We start from the raw sequence: 16,121 nt of genomic DNA, 5'->3' as shown, positions 1-16,121 counted from the left end.
CGAGACCCGCAAGGACTCCGCCGTCCACGTTTCTCTTTCTTCTTCTCAACTTGTCAAACAGCCCGGGGCAAAACCCCAACTTCCCGCTAAGGAAGACGCCCTCGAAAGGACTATGTCACTTCCCGGAGGAAGCAGCACCCCCAACCAAGGGAGCGTCGTATACCCTCATCCGACGGCAAATCGCAACCGATAACTCTCGGCTGCTTTTCACTCATCTCGATGAGAGAAGCTAGAAGCGCGTTTAGTTCGTTTCGGCCAGGGCCAAAACAACGCCGCGTCCAGTGGCCGGTTTATAGTCTGGGGCTCTCCGGACTGTCAACACCGTTTCGAAGCAGCGCGGCGAGAAAAATGAAAACCGCAAGACGGCATCACGACAGTCGCATAAACCCGCAATTTTATTGGCGAACTCGCAACGCGAATTATCCACAGGGCGGCTCACAGCGTGCGCAACTAACAACAAAAGCGATCACGGACCGAAAAAAATCGCGCCTCGCCCGGTCAAAAATCGAGCGTCGCCGCGTGAAAAGCTGCCTGATCCAACGCCAAGGACGAGAAATGTTTCCGTCGGCGGGCATTTTTTTCGAAAATAAATTTTTGCGAGCTCTCACGGCCGGCTCCGGCCAGCCGATGTGCAGCTCCCCGGCAGCGCCGATCGTGGCGCTGCCGACGCGGCGTTGCATCCGGTCATCAACTCGCGTCAATATTGCTGACATAACGCGCGACAATGCTGCGAGACATTGGGAGCAAGCATGAACGGGATCTTCGACGGCCTCAAGGTGCTCGACTGCGCGAGCTTCATCGCAGCGCCGGCGGCGGCCACCGTGCTGTCGGACTTCGGCGCCGACGTCATCAAGATCGAACCGCCGGGCGCCGGCGATCCCTATCGCAACCTGCCGAAGCTGCCGGGCTTTCCGAAGTCGCCGCACAACTACGCCTGGCTGATGGAATCCCGCAACAAGAAGAGCCTGGCGCTCGACCTCGCCAAGCCCGAAGGAAAAGCGGTGTTGCGCCGGCTGGTCGCCGACGCCGACGTCTTCATCACCAATTTTCCGCCCGCGGTGCGCGCGCGGCTCGGCGTCAGCTATGCCGATCTCGGCCCGCTGAACGCGCGGCTGATCTATGCCTGCTTCACCGGCTATGGCGACCGCGGCGAGGAGGCCAACAAGCCCGGCTTCGACAGCAACGCCTATTGGGCGCGCTCCGGGCTGATGGATCTGGTGCGGGCCGACGGCGACACCACGCCGGCGCGCTCGATCGCCGGGATGGGCGACCACCCCTGCGCGATGGCGCTGTACGGCGCGATCGTCACCGCGCTGTATCAGCGCGAGCGCACCGGCCGCGGCGCCCACGTCAAATCCAACCTGATGGCGAACGGGATGTGGGCGTCGAGCGTGCTGGCGCAGGCCAAGCTGTGCGGCGCCACGTTCGAGGAGCGCCGGCCGCGCGAACGCGCGCTCAACGCCCTGGTCAACCATTATCGCTGCCGCGACGGCCGCTGGATCATCCTGTCGCTGCTCAACGAGGACAAGCAGTGGCCGACGCTGGCGAAATGCCTCGGCCGCGCGGATCTGACACGCGACCCGCGCTTTTCGACCACAGCCGAACGCCACGCCCGCTCGGTCGAGCTGATCGCGATCTTCGACGCGATTTTTGCGACCAGGGATCTGGCGCAGTGGCGGCAGGACCTCGACGGCAACGGCCTGGTGTTCGGCGTGGTCGGCATTCTCGACGACATTCCGACCGACCAGCAGATGCTCGACAACGACGTGCTGGTGCCGTTCGAGAACGACACGCTGCTCACCGTCAACAGCCCGATCTGGATCGAGGGGCGCCCGAAGGTGCAGCCGCGGCATCCGCCGGCGATCGGCCAGCACAGCGACGAGATCTTGCGCGACGCCGGCTTCGACGACGCCGCGATCGCGCAGCTGCGCGCCGCCGGCACGGTGGGCTGAGCCACGCGCGTCGCGGGCCCTGAGAGCCGCAAGAAGTGGCAGGCGGCGTGAGCGCATCTTCGGTTGGGATCATCCAACCCAAATTCAGCTGTCATTCCGGATTGCGAGTTCGAAGAACGAGCAAGTCCGGAATCCAGTATCCGAGGGCGGTGATTACTGGATTCCGGGCTCACTCGCAGCTTCGCTGCTCGTGCCCCGGAATGACAGAAAAGAAAATCTCGAACCGCAAAAAATCGACGCGAAAGACTCAGCGCGCCACGATCAAGCCGCGGCTGGTTACCACCACCCAGCGGCCGTCCTGGCGGCGGATGGCGTCGACGCGGCCGAGACCGGGGATCGGATCGCCGGCATAGACCTCGAACATGCCCTGACGGCCTTCGATCACCGCCGCACCATTGGCGACGTCGTGCAGCACCCAGCCGGGAACCGTCGGCAGCCGCGCCACCTCCGGCTTCGCCGCCGCCGCGGCGGCGTTGGCGACCGACCCGGTGGCGTCCCGCGCCGCGACCTGGCTGGCGGCGGGTGCGGCAGCCACCGGCTGCGGCGCCGGCGCCTTCAACTTGTCGATGGTCTCGCTCAGCTTGGCGAGCCTGGTCGCGGCATCGGCCTGCGCCTTCTCGACCTTGTCGAAACGATCACCGGTCTTGTCGCCGCTCTTGCCGAGCTGGCTGAGCTGCGCCGCGGTCTGCTTGCTCGAATGGTCGACATTGCCCTTCAGCGCCGCCAAATCGGCATCGAGCCGCGCAATCTGCTCGTTGAGCGCCTGGGTCTGCTTGGTCACCGCGCTGCTGTCGGCGACCGGACGGCTAAGGCTGGAGGTTGCGAGCGCGCCACCGAGCGCGCCGGCGATCGCCGCCACCGCGATCACCGCGGCCATCGCAGCGGCGCGGCGCTTGCCGAACAGCCCGGTTCGCGGCGCTTCGCTCGAGGCGCGCTGTTCGCCGCCGATGCGGTCGTCCCAGTTGCGCACCGGCGACATGATGGTGATCTGGCCGGAGCGCGCCGCGGTGGCGGCCTGCGGCGCGGCTTTCGCCGGCTGGGTCGGACCGCTTTGTTCGTGGCCGTGATCGGGCGCGAGATTCGGCACCTCGACATGCGCGGGATCCGACGCCGCGGACGCGGCGGCGGGTGGCGTCAGCTTCGCGGGCTCGGTCGCGGCCGGAGTTGCCCCGGCGGCGGTGGTCCCATGGCTGGCTTCGACGCTGTCACCCTGCTCTGCACTCACGACGCATTCTCCGGAAAAGGTTGATCAACTATTCACTTTGATACTTGCGAAATCGTTACAGCCCGCGCGGGTTACGAAAAGTTTAGGAATTGTTCCGAGCCACATCGACCTGACCGCGATAGCGGGCATTGCTGGCCGAAATTTGGCGCCAAAGTGGCTAGATCACCACCGGGCCGTCGGGCAGTTCGTTGGAATCAGAGGCGTCGCCGGGGAAATGCGTCGCCAGATGCCGGCCGATCGCCGCGATGCCGTCGATCGCGCCCTGCTCGAAACGCCCCTCGCGAAACTCGGCTTCGATCGCCTTGCAGATCGCCTCCCACCCCTCGCCGCCGACCTTGGCGTCGATGCCGCGGTCGGCGATGATCTCGACGTTGCGGTCGGCGAGCAGCACGTAGAGCAGCACGCCGTTGTTGTGTTCGGTGTCCCAGATCCGCAGCTGCGAGAACACGTCGAGCGCGCGCTCACGCGCCGGCTGGTCGGCAAACAACGGCGCGCCGTCGAGCGCGCCTTCCACTACGAAGCGGATCTGCCCGGAATGCGACGCCTCAGAGGCGCGGATCGCGTGCTCGATGGCGTCGAGGGTGTGCGGCGGAAATGCCTTCTGCACCCGCGAGCGGTTGGCCCAGAGATGCCTGCCGATGCGCTTCAGCCCCATGTCACCAACTCCCCGAGGCGCCGCCGCCGCCGAAAGACCCGCCGCCGCCGCTCCAGCCGCTGTCGCTGGAGCCGCTCGACGACGATCCGCCGGACCAGCCGCCGCGCGAGCGGCCGCCGCCGAAGCCGCCGGGCGATCCGCCGGAGGCCAGCGCGTCGGCGAACAGCGCGAACACGAACGACAACAGCCCGGCCAATCCGGCGGTGATCAGCGAGGCGGCGACGAACCAGGCGATCACGCCGACCAGGCCGCCGGTCGCCAGCGCCCCCATGAACCGCCCGAGCATCGCGCGCATCACCCCGCTCAGCGCCAAGGCGGCGATGATCAGCACCGGATTGAACAGGTCCTCCGGGTTGAACGCGCCCTCGCCCCATTCGTGCTGCGGCTGCGGCACCGGCAGCGCCTCGCCGTCGATCACGCCGAGCATCTTGTCGACGCCGTCTTCGATGCCGCCGGCGAAATCCCCGGCCTTGAATTTCGGGGTGATGATCTCGTCGATGATGCGCTTGGCGGTGACGTCGTTGAGCGCGCCTTCGAGGCCATAGCCGACCTCGATGCGCAGCTTGCGGTCGGTCTTGGCGACCAGCAGGATGGCGCCGTCGTCGATCTTCTTGCGGCCGATCTTCCAGGCTTCGGCGACCCGCAGCGAATATTGCTCGATCGCCTCGGGCTGCGTGGTCGGCACGATCAGCACCGCGATCTGGCTGCCCTTGCGCGCCTCGAAGGCTTTCAGCTTCTGATCGAGCCGCGCGATGGCATCGCCGCCGAGCGTCGCGGTCTGATCGACCACCCGCCCGGTGAGCGGCGGCACCGCGACCTGCGCTTCGGCAGCAAAGCCGAAGCACAGCATCACGATGACAAGCAGGCTCTTGATCACGCGCATCGCGGCCATGCCGCGTCGTCCGTCGCTACTTCGCCGGCGCAGGGGCCGGTGCAGGCACCGCAGGGGCCGGCGGCGGGTTGAAATCGACCTTCGGCGCGGTGGAGATTTCGTTCTCGTTGGCGACGGTGAAGTTGGGCTTTTCCTTGTAGCCGAACAGCATCGCGGTGAAGTTGGTCGGCACCGAGCGCACCGTGACGTTGTACTCCTGAACCGCCTTGATGTAGCGGTTGCGCGCCACGGTGATGCGGTTCTCGGTGCCCTCGAGCTGCGCCATCAGGTCGCGGAACAGCGCGTCGGATTTCAGCGCCGGATAGTTCTCGGTCACCACCAGGAGGCGCGACAGCGCGCTGGAGAGTTCGCCCTGCGCGGCCTGGAACTTCTGGAACGCGGCGGGGTCGTTCAGCACTTCCGGCGTCGCCTGGATGCTGCCGACCTTGGCGCGGGCGTTGGTGACGCCGAGCAGCACGTCCTTTTCCTGCTGCGCAAAGCCCTTCACCGAATTGACCAGATTGGGCACCAGATCGGCGCGGCGCTGATACTGGTTGACCACTTCCGACCAGGTCGATTTGACCTCCTGGTCGTTGCTCTGGATGGTGTTGTAGCCGCAATTGGTCAGGCTCAGGGTCGCGAGCGCCGCCAGAATCGTCAATAGTCGTCGCATGATCGTCTCCTCGCGCGCTTGAGCGCCGCGTTGTCGCCGCAGAATAACAGAACTCATCTGTCGGGGCTAATCTTGACCGATGTCGCAGCATCGTCGCGGCAAGCTATCCCCATCCGCCGCAAGGCGATAAGGTCGACGCCCTGCCCGCGCCACCAGCCAAGAGAGACCGGATGACCCAGAGTCGCGATCGATTGACCCCGCTTGCCGCCCCGGTGGCGCCGCGACGCCCGCACGCCTTCACCACCCACGGCATCACCGTCACCGACGATTATGCCTGGCTGAAGGATCCGAACTGGCAGGAGGTGCTGCGCGATCCCTCAAGGCTCGATCCCGACATCCGCAGCTATCTCGAGGCTGAGAACGCCTACACCGAGAGCCTGCTCGGCCACACCGACGAATTACAGAAGAAGCTCGTCGCCGAGATGCGCGCGCGGATCAAGGAGGACGATTCCAGCGTGCCGTCGCCGGACGGCGCTTACGCCTATTTCCGCAAGTTCCGCGAAGGCGGCCAGCACGCGATGTATTGCCGGATGCCGCGCGACGGCGGTGCGGCGCAGATCGTGCTCGACGGCGATCAGCTCGCCGCGGGCCACGACTATTTCAAGTTCAACCAGGTGCGGCATTCCAACGATCATGCCCGCAGCGCCTGGGCGGCCGACACCAAGGGCTCGGAATATTTCACCCTGCGGATCCGCGACATCGAAAGCGGCGAAGATTCCGCGATCGACGTGGTCGAGGAGACCGACGGCGGCGTGGTGTGGACCGCGGATTCGCAAGGCTTCTTCTACGTCAAGCTCGACGACAACCATCGCCCGATGCAGGTCTGGCGCCACAAACTCGGCACGCCGCAGGCCGACGACGCGCTGGTCTATGAGGAGAGCGACAGCGGCTGGTTCACCCATATTCACGAGAGTTCGTCGGGGCGGTTCTGCGTGATCGCCGGCGGCGACCACGAGACCTCGGAGAACTGGCTGCTCGATCTCGCCGATCCCGATGCCAAGCCGCGGCTGGTCGCGGCGCGGCAGGACGGCGTGCAATATTCGATCGCCGACCGCGGCGACGAATTGTACATCCTCACCAATGCGGACGACGCCATCGACTTCAAGGTGGTCACCGCGCCGCTGGCGGCGCCCTCGCGCGACAACTGGCGCGATCTCATTCCGCATCGCGCCGGGATCTACATCCTCGACGTCGAACTCTATGCCGGCCACATGGTGCGGCTGGAACGCGCCAACGCGCTGCCGTCGATCGTGATCCGCGATCTTGCGAGCGGCGACGAGCACGCCATCGCCTTCGATGAGGCGGCCTATTCGCTCGACACCCACGGCGGCTACGAGTTCGACACCAGCAATCTGCGGTTCTCCTATTCGTCGATGACCACGCCGTCGGAAGTTTACGACTACGACATGGCGAGCCGCGCGCGGGTGTTGCGCAAGCGCGAGGAAATTCCCTCCGGCCACAACCCGGCCGACTACGTGACGACGCGGATCATGGCGACGTCGCATGACGGCGCCGAGGTGCCGGTGTCGATTTTGCATCGCAAGGATCTTGCGCGCGACGGCGCGGCGCCGCTGTTGCTGTACGGCTACGGCTCCTACGGCATGGCGATGCCGGCGTCGTTCTCGGCCAATCGATTATCACTCGTCGACCGCGGCTTCGTCTATGCCATCGCGCATATCCGCGGCGGCGCCGACAAGGGCTGGGGCTGGTATCTCGACGGCAAGCGCGAGAAGAAGACCAATTCGTTCGACGACTTCGCGGCGAGCGCGCGGGCGCTGATCGCGGCGAACTACACCCGTGAGAAGCGCATCGTCGGCCACGGCGGCAGCGCAGGCGGCATGCTGATGGGCGCGGTCGCCAACCGCGCCGGCGAGTTGTTCGCCGGCATCGTCGCCGAAGTGCCGTTCGTCGATGTGCTCAACACCATGCTCGACGACACCCTGCCGTTGACGCCGCCGGAATGGCCGGAGTGGGGCAACCCGATCGAAAGCGAGCAGGACTTCAAGACGATTCTGTCCTACTCGCCCTACGACAACGTCGCGGCGAAATCTTATCCGGCGATTCTGGCGATGGGCGGATTGTCCGATCCGCGCGTCACCTATTGGGAGCCGGCGAAATGGATCGCGCGATTGCGCGCCACCATGACCGGCGGCGGTCCGGTGCTGCTGCGCACCAACATGGGCGCCGGCCATGGCGGCGCGTCGGGGCGATTCAAGCGGCTCGACGAGGTGGCGATCGTCTACGGCTTCGCGCTGTGGGCGGTCGGATTGGCCGATCAGCCGGCGTAAACGCCTGCCTCAGGTTTGCCGCAACATTTTTCGCAGCGAGTTTTGGCGCTGGGAGGGTGATCAGTCCCCCGCGTCGTCATTCCGGGGCGCGCGCGGCGTGAGCCGCGAGCGAACCCGGAATCTCGCCGCGGGTGTTGGAGTCAGCGCGCGTTGCAGATTCCGGGTTCGCTCGAGCTGTCGCTCTCGCGCCCCGGAATGACAGCGGTTTTGTGATCGGGATAATGGCCTACTTCTCCTCGCTCCCCTTCTCGAACACCCGGCTCGCCAGCACATCGGAGGCTTCCAGCGTCATGATGTCGTCGGCGGTGAGCACGCGGTCGAGGTCGGAGACCAGGCGGTTGGCCTGGCGCAAGCGAATCCGGTCGAGCGCGTTGCGGATCGAGCGCGCGTTGGAGAACAACGGCTGGGTCTTGCGCAACGCGATGTAGCGCACGAAGGCGGCCTCGGCGTCGGCGCTGAACTTGTAGTTCTGTTCGGTCAGCATCAGTTCGGCGATCGACAGCAGTTCGTCGTCGGAATAGTCCGGGAAATCGATGTGGTGGGCGATCCGCGAGCGAAAGCCCGGATTGGAGGCGAAGAACTTGTCCATGCGGTCGCCGTAGCCGGCGAGAATCACCACCAGATCGTCGCGCTGGTTTTCCATCACCTGGAGCAGAATCTCGATCGCCTCCTGGCCGTAGTCGCGCTCGTTGTCGGGGCGATAGAGATAATACGCCTCGTCGATGAACAGCACGCCGCCCATCGCCTTCTTCAAGACCTCCTTGGTCTTCGGCGCGGTGTGGCCGATATATTGCCCGACCAATTCGTCGCGGGTCACCGACACGACGTGGCCGCGGCGGACGAAGCCGAGCTTGTGCAGGATCGCGGCGATGCGCAGCGCCACCGTGGTCTTGCCGGTGCCGGGATTGCCGGTGAACGACATGTGCAGCGTCGGATTGCCGGTCGCCAACCCCATCCGCTTGCGCAGCCGCTCGATCAAGAGCAATGCCGCGATCTCGCGGATCCGCGTCTTCACCGGCTTCAACCCGATCAGCTCACGATCGAGCTCATCGAGCACCTCGCCGATGCCGACCTCGTTGAACTCGCGGCGGAGATCGACCGCGGTTTCCACCGCGGTCGTGCTGTCGGGGATCGCGGCCTCGTTCATGAGCCACCGTAGCGCCGGCCCTCGGGACGATCGACCGCGTAGGACTTGGTGGTGTAGCGGGTGTTGCGGCCGTCGGATTCCTGGCGCTCCAGCCGGAATCCGGGCTCCTCCTTCGGCCGGTTGACGATGAACGACAGCCGCACCGATTCCCAGCCGGGGCTGGAGTCGAACGCCGACAGCCGGATGTAGCGGTCGCCATAGATCTTGCGGCACTCGTTCAATTCCATCAGCACGCCGGCGGCGTCCTGCAGGTCGAACATCGGCAAGCCCCACATTTCCCAATAGGTGTTGCGGGGGTGCGGGTCGTCGGTGAATTCGATGTTCACCGCCCAGCCCTTGCCGAGCGCGTACTGCACCTGGGAGGTGATCTGCTCGTCGGTGAGATCGGGCAGGAAAGAGAAACAACCTTGGGTCACTCGCATGGTCCTGCTCCTTAAACCGAAACGCTGGGGGTGGGCGCGTAGTCGGGCATATCGGTGGATTCGTAATTGAAAGTGACGTTCTTCCAGGTCTCCAGCGCCGCCTTCAGCGGCGTGCAGGTCGCGGCCGCCTTGGCGAGAATCTCCTCGCCCTCGTGCAGATAGTCGCGGCCTTCGTTGCGGGCGAAGATCATCGCCTCGAGTGCCACGCGATTGGCGGTGGCGCCCGCCTGGATGCCCATCGGATGGCCAATGGTGCCGCCGCCGAATTGCAGCACCACGTCTTCGCCGAGGTGATCCAGCAATTGGTGCATCTGGCCGGCGTGGATACCGCCCGACGCCACCGGCATCAGCTTGTTGAGGCTCGCCCAGTTCTGGTCGAAGAACACGCCGTGCTCGAGCTGCATCGGATTGAAGTCTTCGCGGCAGATATCGTAATAGCCCTTGGTGGTCGCCGGATCGCCCTCCAGCTTGCCGACCACGGTGCCGGCGTGGATGTGGTCGACGCCGGCGAGCCGCATCCATTTGGTGATGACGCGGAACGAGACGCCGTGGTTGCGCTGCCGCGTATAGGTCGAGTGCCCGGCGCGGTGCAGATGCAGAATCATGTCGTTGCGACGCGCCCATTTCGCCATCGACTGGATCGCGGTGTAGCCGATCACCAGGTCGATCATGATGATCACCGAGCCGAGCTGCTTGGCGAATTCGGCGCGCTCGTACATCTCCTCCATGGTGCCGGCGGTGACGTTGAGATAGGTGCCCTTGATCTCGCCGGAGGCGGCCTGCGCCTTGTTCACCGCTTCCATGCAATACAGGAAGCGTTCGCGCCAATGCATGAACGGCTGCGAGTTGATGTTCTCGTCGTCCTTGGTGAAGTCGAGCCCGCCCTTCAGCGCCTCATAGACCACGCGGCCGTAGTTGCGGCCGCTGAGGCCGAGCTTCGGCTTCACGGTGGCGCCGAGCAACGGACGGCCGAATTTGTCCATCCGCTCGCGTTCGACCACGATGCCGGTCGCCGGGCCCTGGAACGTCTTCACGTAAGCCACCGGCAGCCGCATGTCTTCCAGACGCAGCGCCTTCAAGGGCTTGAAGCCGAACACGTTGCCGATGATCGACGCCGACAGATTGGCGATCGAGCCGTTCTCGAACAGATCGAGATCGTAGGCGATGTAGGCGAAGAACTGGCCGGGCGAGTTCGGCACCGGATCGACGCGATAGCATTTGGCGCGATATTTTTCCGCCGCGGTCAGCCGGTCGGTCCACACCACGGTCCAGGTCGCGGTGGAGGATTCGCCCGCCACCGCCGCGGACGCCTCGATCGGATCGACGCCGTCCTGCGGCGTGACCCGGAACAGCGCGATGATGTCGGTGTCCTTCGGCTCGTAGTCGGGCTCCCAATAGCCCATCTTCTTGTATTCCATCACCCCGGACTTGTAGCGGTCCTTGCCACGGATCGTGACTGACTCGTTCATGGCGCTCTCCTCTTTGGCGTTTCTGGGCGGTCCGCGGATGGGGGCTCGATCTGTGGCCGCGCGCGGCGGCCTTGAGGGCGATCCTGATCCAGCCGGGTGGATGGCCGGCACATTGACGCCGCGCGCCAAATAAGGGAAATTTCAATATCTTCTGTTTGGCGAAAGTTTATCTTATGGCAAAGCTGTTCCGCACGGTTTCGATCCGGCAGTTACGAGCGCTGGCGGCGCTGGCCGGCAGCGGCAGCATCACCGCCGCGGCCAACAAGCTGCACCTCACCCAGCCGGCGGTGACGCTGCAATTGCGCAATCTGCAGGCGCTGGCCGGACTGCCGCTGATCCAGCGACAGAGCGACGGCATGACGCTGACCGACGCCGGCGCCGAAGTGCTGGCGCTGTGCGAGCGGATCGAGGCGGCGATCGCCGCCTGCGAGACCTCGCTCGACATGATCGCCGGCAAGACCGCCGGGCGGATCTCGATCGGCGCGGTGTCGACCGCGAAATACTTCGTGCCGTTCATGATCTCGGCGTTTCAGAAGCTGCATCCGAAGATCGACGTCAAGCTTTCGATCGGCAACCGCGAGGAGGTCAGCAACGCGCTGAAGGGCTATGAACTCGACATCGCGATCATGGGCCGGCCGCCGGTCGGCATCGACATGGACGTCCACCTGATCGGCGACCATCCGCACGTCATCATCGCCTCGACCGCGCACCGGCTGGCGCGCAAGCACCGCATCGAGCTCGGCGCCTTGGCGCAGGAAACCTTCCTGACCCGCGAGCCCGGCTCCGGCACCCGCAGCCTGATGGAGCAATTGTTCGAATCCGCCGGGATCCGGCCGACCATCGGCATGGAGATGAGCAGCAACGAGACCATCAAGCAGGCGGTGATCGCCGGCCTCGGCATCGCGTTGCTGTCGGCGCATACGGTGGCGACCGAGCTCGACGAGCGGCGGCTGGTGATCCTCGACGTGGTCGGGCTGCCGGTGGTGCGGCAATGGTTCGTGCTGAGCCGCAAGGACAAGGTGCTGCTGCCGCCGGCCCGCGCCATGCTGGATTTTCTCAGCGCCAAGGGCGCCCAGTTCCTGCCGCGCACGCAAGGCCGGATGCGGCTGACCCGGACCTCGGCACGGCCGAAGCGGGCGTGAGTCGCGGCAGCGAGTCGAATACGGATAAGGCACCGGGTGCGCACAAAGCAACGTCCCCGGCAGCGGTGCTGTCGGGGACGTCTCTATCCGCGACGCCGCGGCGGCGGCGGCGCGAAAAACCTTACGCCGCCTTGGCGAGGCCGAGTTCGGCCCAGATCTCGGTCAGCGCCTGCACCAGATGCTCGATGTCGGCGTCGCTGTGATGCGGCGACGGCGTGATGCGCAGCCGCTCGGTGCCGCGCGGCACGGTCGGATAATTGATCGGCTGCACGTAGATGCGGTAGCGGTTGATCAGGGTGTCGCTGATCTGCTTGCAGCGCACCGCGTCGCCGACCATCACCGGCACGATGTGGCTGGGGTTGGGGATATGCGCGACGCCGGCCTGGTCGAGCCGCTTGCGCAGCCGCGCCACGCGGTCCTGGTGCCGCTCGCGCTCCGCCGAACTCGCCTTGAGATGGCGGATGCTGGCGAGCGCGCCGGCCGCGACCGACGGCGGCAGCGAGGTGGTGAAGATGAAGCCGGAGGCGAAGCTGCGGATGAAATCGCAGATCGTCGCCGAAGCGGCGACATAGCCGCCGACCACGCCGAACGCCTTCGCCAAGGTGCCCTCGATCACGGTGAGCCGGTCGCTCAAACCCTCGCGGTCGGAGACGCCGCCGCCGCGCGGCCCGTACAGGCCGACGCCGTGGACTTCGTCGAGATAGGTCATCGCGTGATATTTTTCGGCGACGTCGCAGATGTCGGCGATCGGCGCGATATCGCCGTCCATCGAATACACCGACTCGAAGGCCACCAGTTTCGGCAGCTGCGGATCGAGCTCGGCGAGCTTGCGCTCGAGATCCTTGACGTCGTTGTGGGCGAAGATCACGGTCTTGGCGCGGCTGTGGCGGATGCCCTCGATCATCGAGGCGTGGTTGAGCTCGTCCGACAGGATGACGCAGCCCGGCATCCGCGACGCCAGCGTCGACAGCGACGCCATGTTGGAGACGTAGCCGGAGGTGAACAGCAGCGCGGACTCCTTGTGGTGGAGGTCGGCGAGCTCGCGCTCCAGCAGCACGTGATAATGGTTGGTGCCGGCGATGTTGCGGGTGCCGCCGGCGCCGGCGCCGCATTGGTCGAGCGCCTCGTGCATCGCCGCCAGCACCGCCGGGTGCTGCCCCATGCCGAGGTAGTCGTTCGAACACCACACCGTCACATCGCCGGTGCCGTCCTGGCCGTGATGCTTGGCGTGCGGAAAATTGCCGGCCTCGCGTTCGAGATCGGCGAACACCCGGTAGCGTCCCTCACGGTGCAGGCCGTCGAGCTGCCGGCGGAAATACGCGTCGTAGTTCATGAAGTCCTCCCGTTGACCGTTGCCGCTGGCTCCGTGGCAATGCCGATGCGCGCCGTCGCCAACTCGCCGCGGGGGTGTTGCTCCAGAAAGGTCTGGCGGAACTGATCCTCGAGACGCTGTCGGGCGCAGGCGCTCTTGGCCTTGGCCGGAAGCTCTTCTTTTCTGACGTTGGGAACCACCACCAGCTGCGGCTGGCCTGTCCTGGTTTCGGGAACGGTCTGCGGCGCGTCCGTGACCTCCGAGGCATGATGAACTGGCGGGACGGCACTGTTATTGACGGACGGATTCGGTTCCATGATGTTGTTCTCCGGCGGAAAACTCGACCGCATGCCCCAGCCCCACAGCGTGATCGCGGGCAGCGGGAGCAGCATAAACCAATGCTCGACAACGCCGAGCGCGAACAGGGTTGAAACCAGGGTCAGACCCACCACGTCGGCGGGCGTCGTCGACGCTTCGACGATCCGCTGGATCATGACCACCAGAACGCCGGTGGCCAGCGTGACCGACAACGGGAAGAACGCACTCACCGGCTTACGCGCGAAGTAGGTGCGCAGGAACTGCACGGCGTCCGGCATCAGCTCGGCATTGGTGACCGGCACGCCGAGAAACAGATTGATCTTGGCGCTCTGGCGCAGCACCAGCAGCGCCGCATAGGTCCACACCCCGACCTGGTTGGGCGCGTTCCAGGTCAGCGCCAGCACCAGGCCGCCGCAGGTCAACAGCGACACTTCGTGATAGATGATCGCCTGCAGCGCGCGGCCGAACCGATGCATCCCGGTGGCGCCGACCGGACACGGCTCCGGTCGCGGCCCGGTCAGCCAGCCCGACAGGAATACGATTTCCTGCGCCGCCCACAGGCAGATGATGCAGCTGAACGCCATGTAGCTTGCAGCAACGCTGGTGTCGGTGGCGGTCACCGACAGACCGCACAAGCCGATGGTCAGCAGGCCGCCGGCGCAGACTCCGCGCAGACTCCGGGAGTTGCCGAGGCTTCCGACCAGCAGCAGCACGGCCCCAGTGCTGAACCACCAGACAAACGCCGCGAAAACCGGTGGACCGAGATACAGGGCCATGTCAGCGCTCCCCTCACCAAGCCGGCCGCAGGCCGATTTCGCGAGGCAATTCGTTGCGTTTCGCCGGCAGCAGATAGAGCCGGCCGAAGGTCCAGGCCGCCGCGGCGGCCAGCAACGGACGCTTCAGCTTGCCGATCACGCCGCCCTTGGCCCGGCTGTCCTCGATCTTCATCGCGATCCGGTACAGCCGGTCGAGCCCGGCCATGAACCGCGGATCGTCGAGATTGAGCGTCACCGGGAACACCTGGCGGGAGATCTCGGTGGTGATCCGGAACACCTGCATATCGTAGTCCGACGGCTCCATGCCGAGCGCCTCGTGGAACGCCGGGCGCATGTGATCGCGCACATACATCGTGGCGAACACCGCCAGCACGAAGAACCGGATCCACAGCTTGTTGAAGCCGCGCAGCAGCGAGGGGTCGGCGCGCATCAGCAGCGCGAAGGCCTCACCGTGGCGGAACTCGTCGTTGCACCAGCTTTCGAACCAGCGGAAGATCGGATGGAACTGGCGCTCCGGGTGGCGCTCCATCTGCCGGAAGATGGTGATGTAGCGGGCGTAGCCGATCTTCTCCGACAGGTAGGTCGCGTAGAAGATGAACTTCGGCCGGAAGTAGGTGTACTTCTTCACCTTGGTGAGGAAGCTGAGATCGACGCCGATGCCGTGATCCTTCAGGATCTCGTTGATGAAGCCGGCGTGGCGCGCCTCGTCGCGGCTGAGATAGCCGAACAGCTCCTGGATTTCCTTGTTATTGATGCGCTTCTTGATTTCCGAATACAGCACGCAGCCGGAGAATTCGGCGGTCAGCGAGCTGACCAGAAAATCCTTGAATTCCTTGCGCAGCTCGGGCGGCAGCCGGTCCAGATCGTAGTTGAACTCGTCCTGCTTCTTGAAATGCGACTTGTTGTAGTCGGCGCGCAGCTCTTTCATCATCGCGTTCCACTCGGAACGCACCAGGCTGACGTCGAGGCGGTCCATCGCCGCGTAATCGGTGGTGTAGAATCGCGGCGTCAGGATGGTGTCCTCGCGCGCGATGTTGAGGCTGGCTTCGCTGCCTTTGATCGCCGGCCGGGAGCTTGGTCGCAAACTGCCCTGGGTGCCGCCTTCCATTGGAATCATGAAACCCTCCCGTTTGAAAAACTGACTTCGTAAAGCTCGGTCAATTCCAGGTAGCCTTCGAGTCGCGCGCGCAGACCTTCCCAGAGGCCGGCGCGAACCACCGTCGCCGTGCGTCGCACGACGATGCGTTCACCGAATGCGATGGCGGTCGGGGCGTCGTGCACGGTGACTTCGTCACCGGGCCGAATCTCGATGTCGCCGTCAAGAATGACGTGCGCATGCAGCGATTCCGACGTCTGCTCGATTTCCACCGTGCAGGGAACCTCGAAGCTTGTGCGTTTCCCGAACAGGCTCATTTTGAGCCTTCCTTTTTTTCCATTAGGCGCGCGAAGGCCGCGAGATTGCTCGAGCCGAACGCGTTGAGATCGATCTGCTTGTTGTTGGAGGTATCAGTCAGAGTAATTTGGCCGTTGATGTGGCGCGCGAGCTGGAACGGCGGCTGCCGCCCGACGTCGGCGAGACGCCGCTCGCGGGCCATGCCGCGCATCACCACGCGGACGAAGCCGTTGCTGCCCGGCGGAAGCGAGTCGAGCAGCTGGTGATCGGCCGCGTTGTAGACCAGGACGGAGCCGTCCTGGCCGTCTTCGAACTGCAGATCGAGACTCTCGACGATCGCCGGAGGCGTCATCCGGACTCGGCCGACTCCGGTGACGCGCGATGCGGTCGCGGCAACGAGAGCGAACACCACGAGTGCGCCGGCTGCGACCAGCGCCCCCTTCGGAATTTTGAAATCGTGAGCGGCGTCGTCCATGGG

General features: G+C 65.2%; 16 protein-coding genes. 4 read left to right on the top strand and 12 right to left on the bottom strand.

What is annotated here, in order from left to right; genetic code table 11:
• The first annotated feature begins 348 nt into the window (after positions 1-348).
• Both HNR60_RS22420 and HNR60_RS22415 read left to right on the top strand, forming a co-directional pair.
• Complete coding sequence (locus HNR60_RS22420) at positions 349-753, top strand: hypothetical protein (protein ID WP_184262321.1); 405 nt, start codon at positions 349-351, stop codon at positions 751-753.
• Positions 750-1,952, top strand: coding sequence for a CaiB/BaiF CoA transferase family protein (locus HNR60_RS22415; RefSeq protein WP_184262319.1), 1,203 nt, complete (start codon positions 750-752; stop codon positions 1,950-1,952). Before HNR60_RS22420 ends, HNR60_RS22415 begins: the two co-directional genes overlap by 4 nt.
• 247 nt (positions 1,953-2,199) lie before the next feature.
• Here HNR60_RS22415 and HNR60_RS22410 read toward each other — a convergent pair whose 3' ends face one another.
• The 4 genes from HNR60_RS22410 to HNR60_RS22395 form a co-directional block, all read right to left on the bottom strand.
• Entirely contained in the window at positions 2,200-3,177 is a 978-nt protein-coding gene (locus HNR60_RS22410) for a hypothetical protein (protein WP_347339368.1), read from the bottom strand.
• Between the two features lie 157 nt (positions 3,178-3,334).
• Entirely contained in the window at positions 3,335-3,832 is a 498-nt protein-coding gene (locus tag HNR60_RS22405; RefSeq protein ID WP_184262317.1) for a TPM domain-containing protein, read from the bottom strand.
• Position 3,833: 1 nt separating this feature from the next.
• Entirely contained in the window at positions 3,834-4,715 is an 882-nt protein-coding gene (locus HNR60_RS22400) for a TPM domain-containing protein (protein ID WP_184262329.1), read from the bottom strand.
• 25 nt (positions 4,716-4,740) lie between these two features.
• Positions 4,741-5,376 (bottom strand): LemA family protein, encoded by a 636-nt coding sequence (locus HNR60_RS22395; protein WP_184262315.1) that lies wholly within the window; start codon positions 5,374-5,376, stop codon positions 4,741-4,743.
• 170 nt (positions 5,377-5,546) lie between these two features.
• Between HNR60_RS22395 and HNR60_RS22390 the strand changes: the two genes are divergently transcribed.
• The gene (locus tag HNR60_RS22390) at positions 5,547-7,664 is read left to right on the top strand and encodes a S9 family peptidase (RefSeq protein ID WP_184262313.1); all 2,118 of its coding nucleotides are present in this window, start codon (positions 5,547-5,549) and stop codon (positions 7,662-7,664) included.
• A gap of 226 nt (positions 7,665-7,890) precedes the next feature.
• Here HNR60_RS22390 and cbbX read toward each other — a convergent pair whose 3' ends face one another.
• Genes cbbX through HNR60_RS22375 form a run of 3 tightly spaced genes read right to left on the bottom strand, consistent with a single transcriptional unit; the run spans position 7,891 to position 10,702 of the window.
• Positions 7,891-8,811 carry a CbbX protein gene (gene cbbX / locus HNR60_RS22385; protein WP_184262311.1) on the bottom strand — a complete coding sequence of 307 codons (921 nt, stop codon included), beginning with the start codon at positions 8,809-8,811 and terminating at the stop codon, positions 7,891-7,893.
• Positions 8,808-9,233 (bottom strand): ribulose bisphosphate carboxylase small subunit, encoded by a 426-nt coding sequence (locus tag HNR60_RS22380; RefSeq protein ID WP_011471795.1) that lies wholly within the window; start codon positions 9,231-9,233, stop codon positions 8,808-8,810. The genes cbbX and HNR60_RS22380 overlap by 4 nt, the downstream gene beginning before the upstream one ends.
• 11 nt (positions 9,234-9,244) lie before the next feature.
• On the bottom strand, positions 9,245-10,702 hold the full coding sequence (locus HNR60_RS22375) for a form I ribulose bisphosphate carboxylase large subunit (protein ID WP_184262309.1): 1,458 nt from the start codon (positions 10,700-10,702) through the stop codon (positions 9,245-9,247).
• Positions 10,703-10,875: 173 nt separating this feature from the next.
• On the opposite strand from HNR60_RS22375, the gene HNR60_RS22370 reads away from it, so the two are divergent.
• Positions 10,876-11,844, top strand: a complete 969-nt coding sequence (locus HNR60_RS22370; RefSeq protein ID WP_184262307.1) for a LysR family transcriptional regulator — start codon at positions 10,876-10,878, stop codon at positions 11,842-11,844.
• Positions 11,845-11,965: 121 nt separating this feature from the next.
• On the opposite strand, the gene hemA is transcribed toward HNR60_RS22370, so the two are convergent.
• Genes hemA through puhC form a run of 5 tightly spaced genes read right to left on the bottom strand, consistent with a single transcriptional unit; the run spans position 11,966 to position 16,118 of the window.
• Entirely contained in the window at positions 11,966-13,177 is a 1,212-nt protein-coding gene (hemA, locus tag HNR60_RS22365) for a 5-aminolevulinate synthase (protein ID WP_184262305.1), read from the bottom strand.
• A complete protein-coding gene (gene puhE / locus HNR60_RS22360) occupies positions 13,174-14,250 on the bottom strand; it encodes a putative photosynthetic complex assembly protein PuhE (protein WP_184262303.1) in 1,077 nt (358 codons plus the stop codon). Before puhE ends, hemA begins: the two co-directional genes overlap by 4 nt.
• A 13-nt stretch (positions 14,251-14,263) precedes the next feature.
• Entirely contained in the window at positions 14,264-15,367 is a 1,104-nt protein-coding gene (acsF, locus tag HNR60_RS22355) for a magnesium-protoporphyrin IX monomethyl ester (oxidative) cyclase (RefSeq protein WP_246433065.1), read from the bottom strand.
• On the bottom strand, positions 15,364-15,663 hold the full coding sequence (locus HNR60_RS22350) for a hypothetical protein (RefSeq protein WP_184262301.1): 300 nt from the start codon (positions 15,661-15,663) through the stop codon (positions 15,364-15,366). The genes acsF and HNR60_RS22350 overlap by 4 nt, the downstream gene beginning before the upstream one ends.
• Positions 15,660-16,118, bottom strand: a complete 459-nt coding sequence (puhC, locus tag HNR60_RS22345; protein WP_184262299.1) for a photosynthetic complex assembly protein PuhC — start codon at positions 16,116-16,118, stop codon at positions 15,660-15,662. Before puhC ends, HNR60_RS22350 begins: the two co-directional genes overlap by 4 nt.
• Positions 16,119-16,121: the final 3 nt, after the last annotated feature.

Source organism: Rhodopseudomonas rhenobacensis, from assembly GCF_014203125.1.
In the GTDB taxonomy this organism is placed as follows: Bacteria; Pseudomonadota; Alphaproteobacteria; order Rhizobiales; family Xanthobacteraceae; genus Rhodopseudomonas_A; species Rhodopseudomonas_A rhenobacensis.
This window is presented reverse-complemented; position numbering and strand designations above follow the sequence as displayed.

Excerpts from the sequence above, each read along its gene's own strand:
- HNR60_RS22420 (WP_184262321.1), top strand. The coding sequence starts at position 349 with ATGAAAACCGCAAGACGGCATCACGACAGTCGCATAAACCCGCAATTT.
- HNR60_RS22415 (WP_184262319.1), top strand. The coding sequence starts at position 750 with ATGAACGGGATCTTCGACGGCCTCAAGGTGCTCGACTGCGCGAGCTTC.
- HNR60_RS22405 (WP_184262317.1), bottom strand. The coding sequence starts at position 3,832 with ATGGGGCTGAAGCGCATCGGCAGGCATCTCTGGGCCAACCGCTCGCGG.
- HNR60_RS22400 (WP_184262329.1), bottom strand. The coding sequence starts at position 4,715 with ATGCGCGTGATCAAGAGCCTGCTTGTCATCGTGATGCTGTGCTTCGGC.
- HNR60_RS22395 (WP_184262315.1), bottom strand. The coding sequence starts at position 5,376 with ATGCGACGACTATTGACGATTCTGGCGGCGCTCGCGACCCTGAGCCTG.
- HNR60_RS22390 (WP_184262313.1), top strand. The coding sequence starts at position 5,547 with ATGACCCAGAGTCGCGATCGATTGACCCCGCTTGCCGCCCCGGTGGCG.
- cbbX (WP_184262311.1), bottom strand. The coding sequence starts at position 8,811 with ATGAACGAGGCCGCGATCCCCGACAGCACGACCGCGGTGGAAACCGCG.
- HNR60_RS22380 (WP_011471795.1), bottom strand. The coding sequence starts at position 9,233 with ATGCGAGTGACCCAAGGTTGTTTCTCTTTCCTGCCCGATCTCACCGAC.
- HNR60_RS22375 (WP_184262309.1), bottom strand. The coding sequence starts at position 10,702 with ATGAACGAGTCAGTCACGATCCGTGGCAAGGACCGCTACAAGTCCGGG.
- HNR60_RS22370 (WP_184262307.1), top strand. The coding sequence starts at position 10,876 with ATGGCAAAGCTGTTCCGCACGGTTTCGATCCGGCAGTTACGAGCGCTG.
- hemA (WP_184262305.1), bottom strand. The coding sequence starts at position 13,177 with ATGAACTACGACGCGTATTTCCGCCGGCAGCTCGACGGCCTGCACCGT.
- puhE (WP_184262303.1), bottom strand. The coding sequence starts at position 14,250 with ATGGCCCTGTATCTCGGTCCACCGGTTTTCGCGGCGTTTGTCTGGTGG.
- acsF (WP_246433065.1), bottom strand. The coding sequence starts at position 15,367 with ATGATTCCAATGGAAGGCGGCACCCAGGGCAGTTTGCGACCAAGCTCC.
- HNR60_RS22350 (WP_184262301.1), bottom strand. The coding sequence starts at position 15,663 with ATGAGCCTGTTCGGGAAACGCACAAGCTTCGAGGTTCCCTGCACGGTG.
- puhC (WP_184262299.1), bottom strand. The coding sequence starts at position 16,118 with ATGGACGACGCCGCTCACGATTTCAAAATTCCGAAGGGGGCGCTGGTC.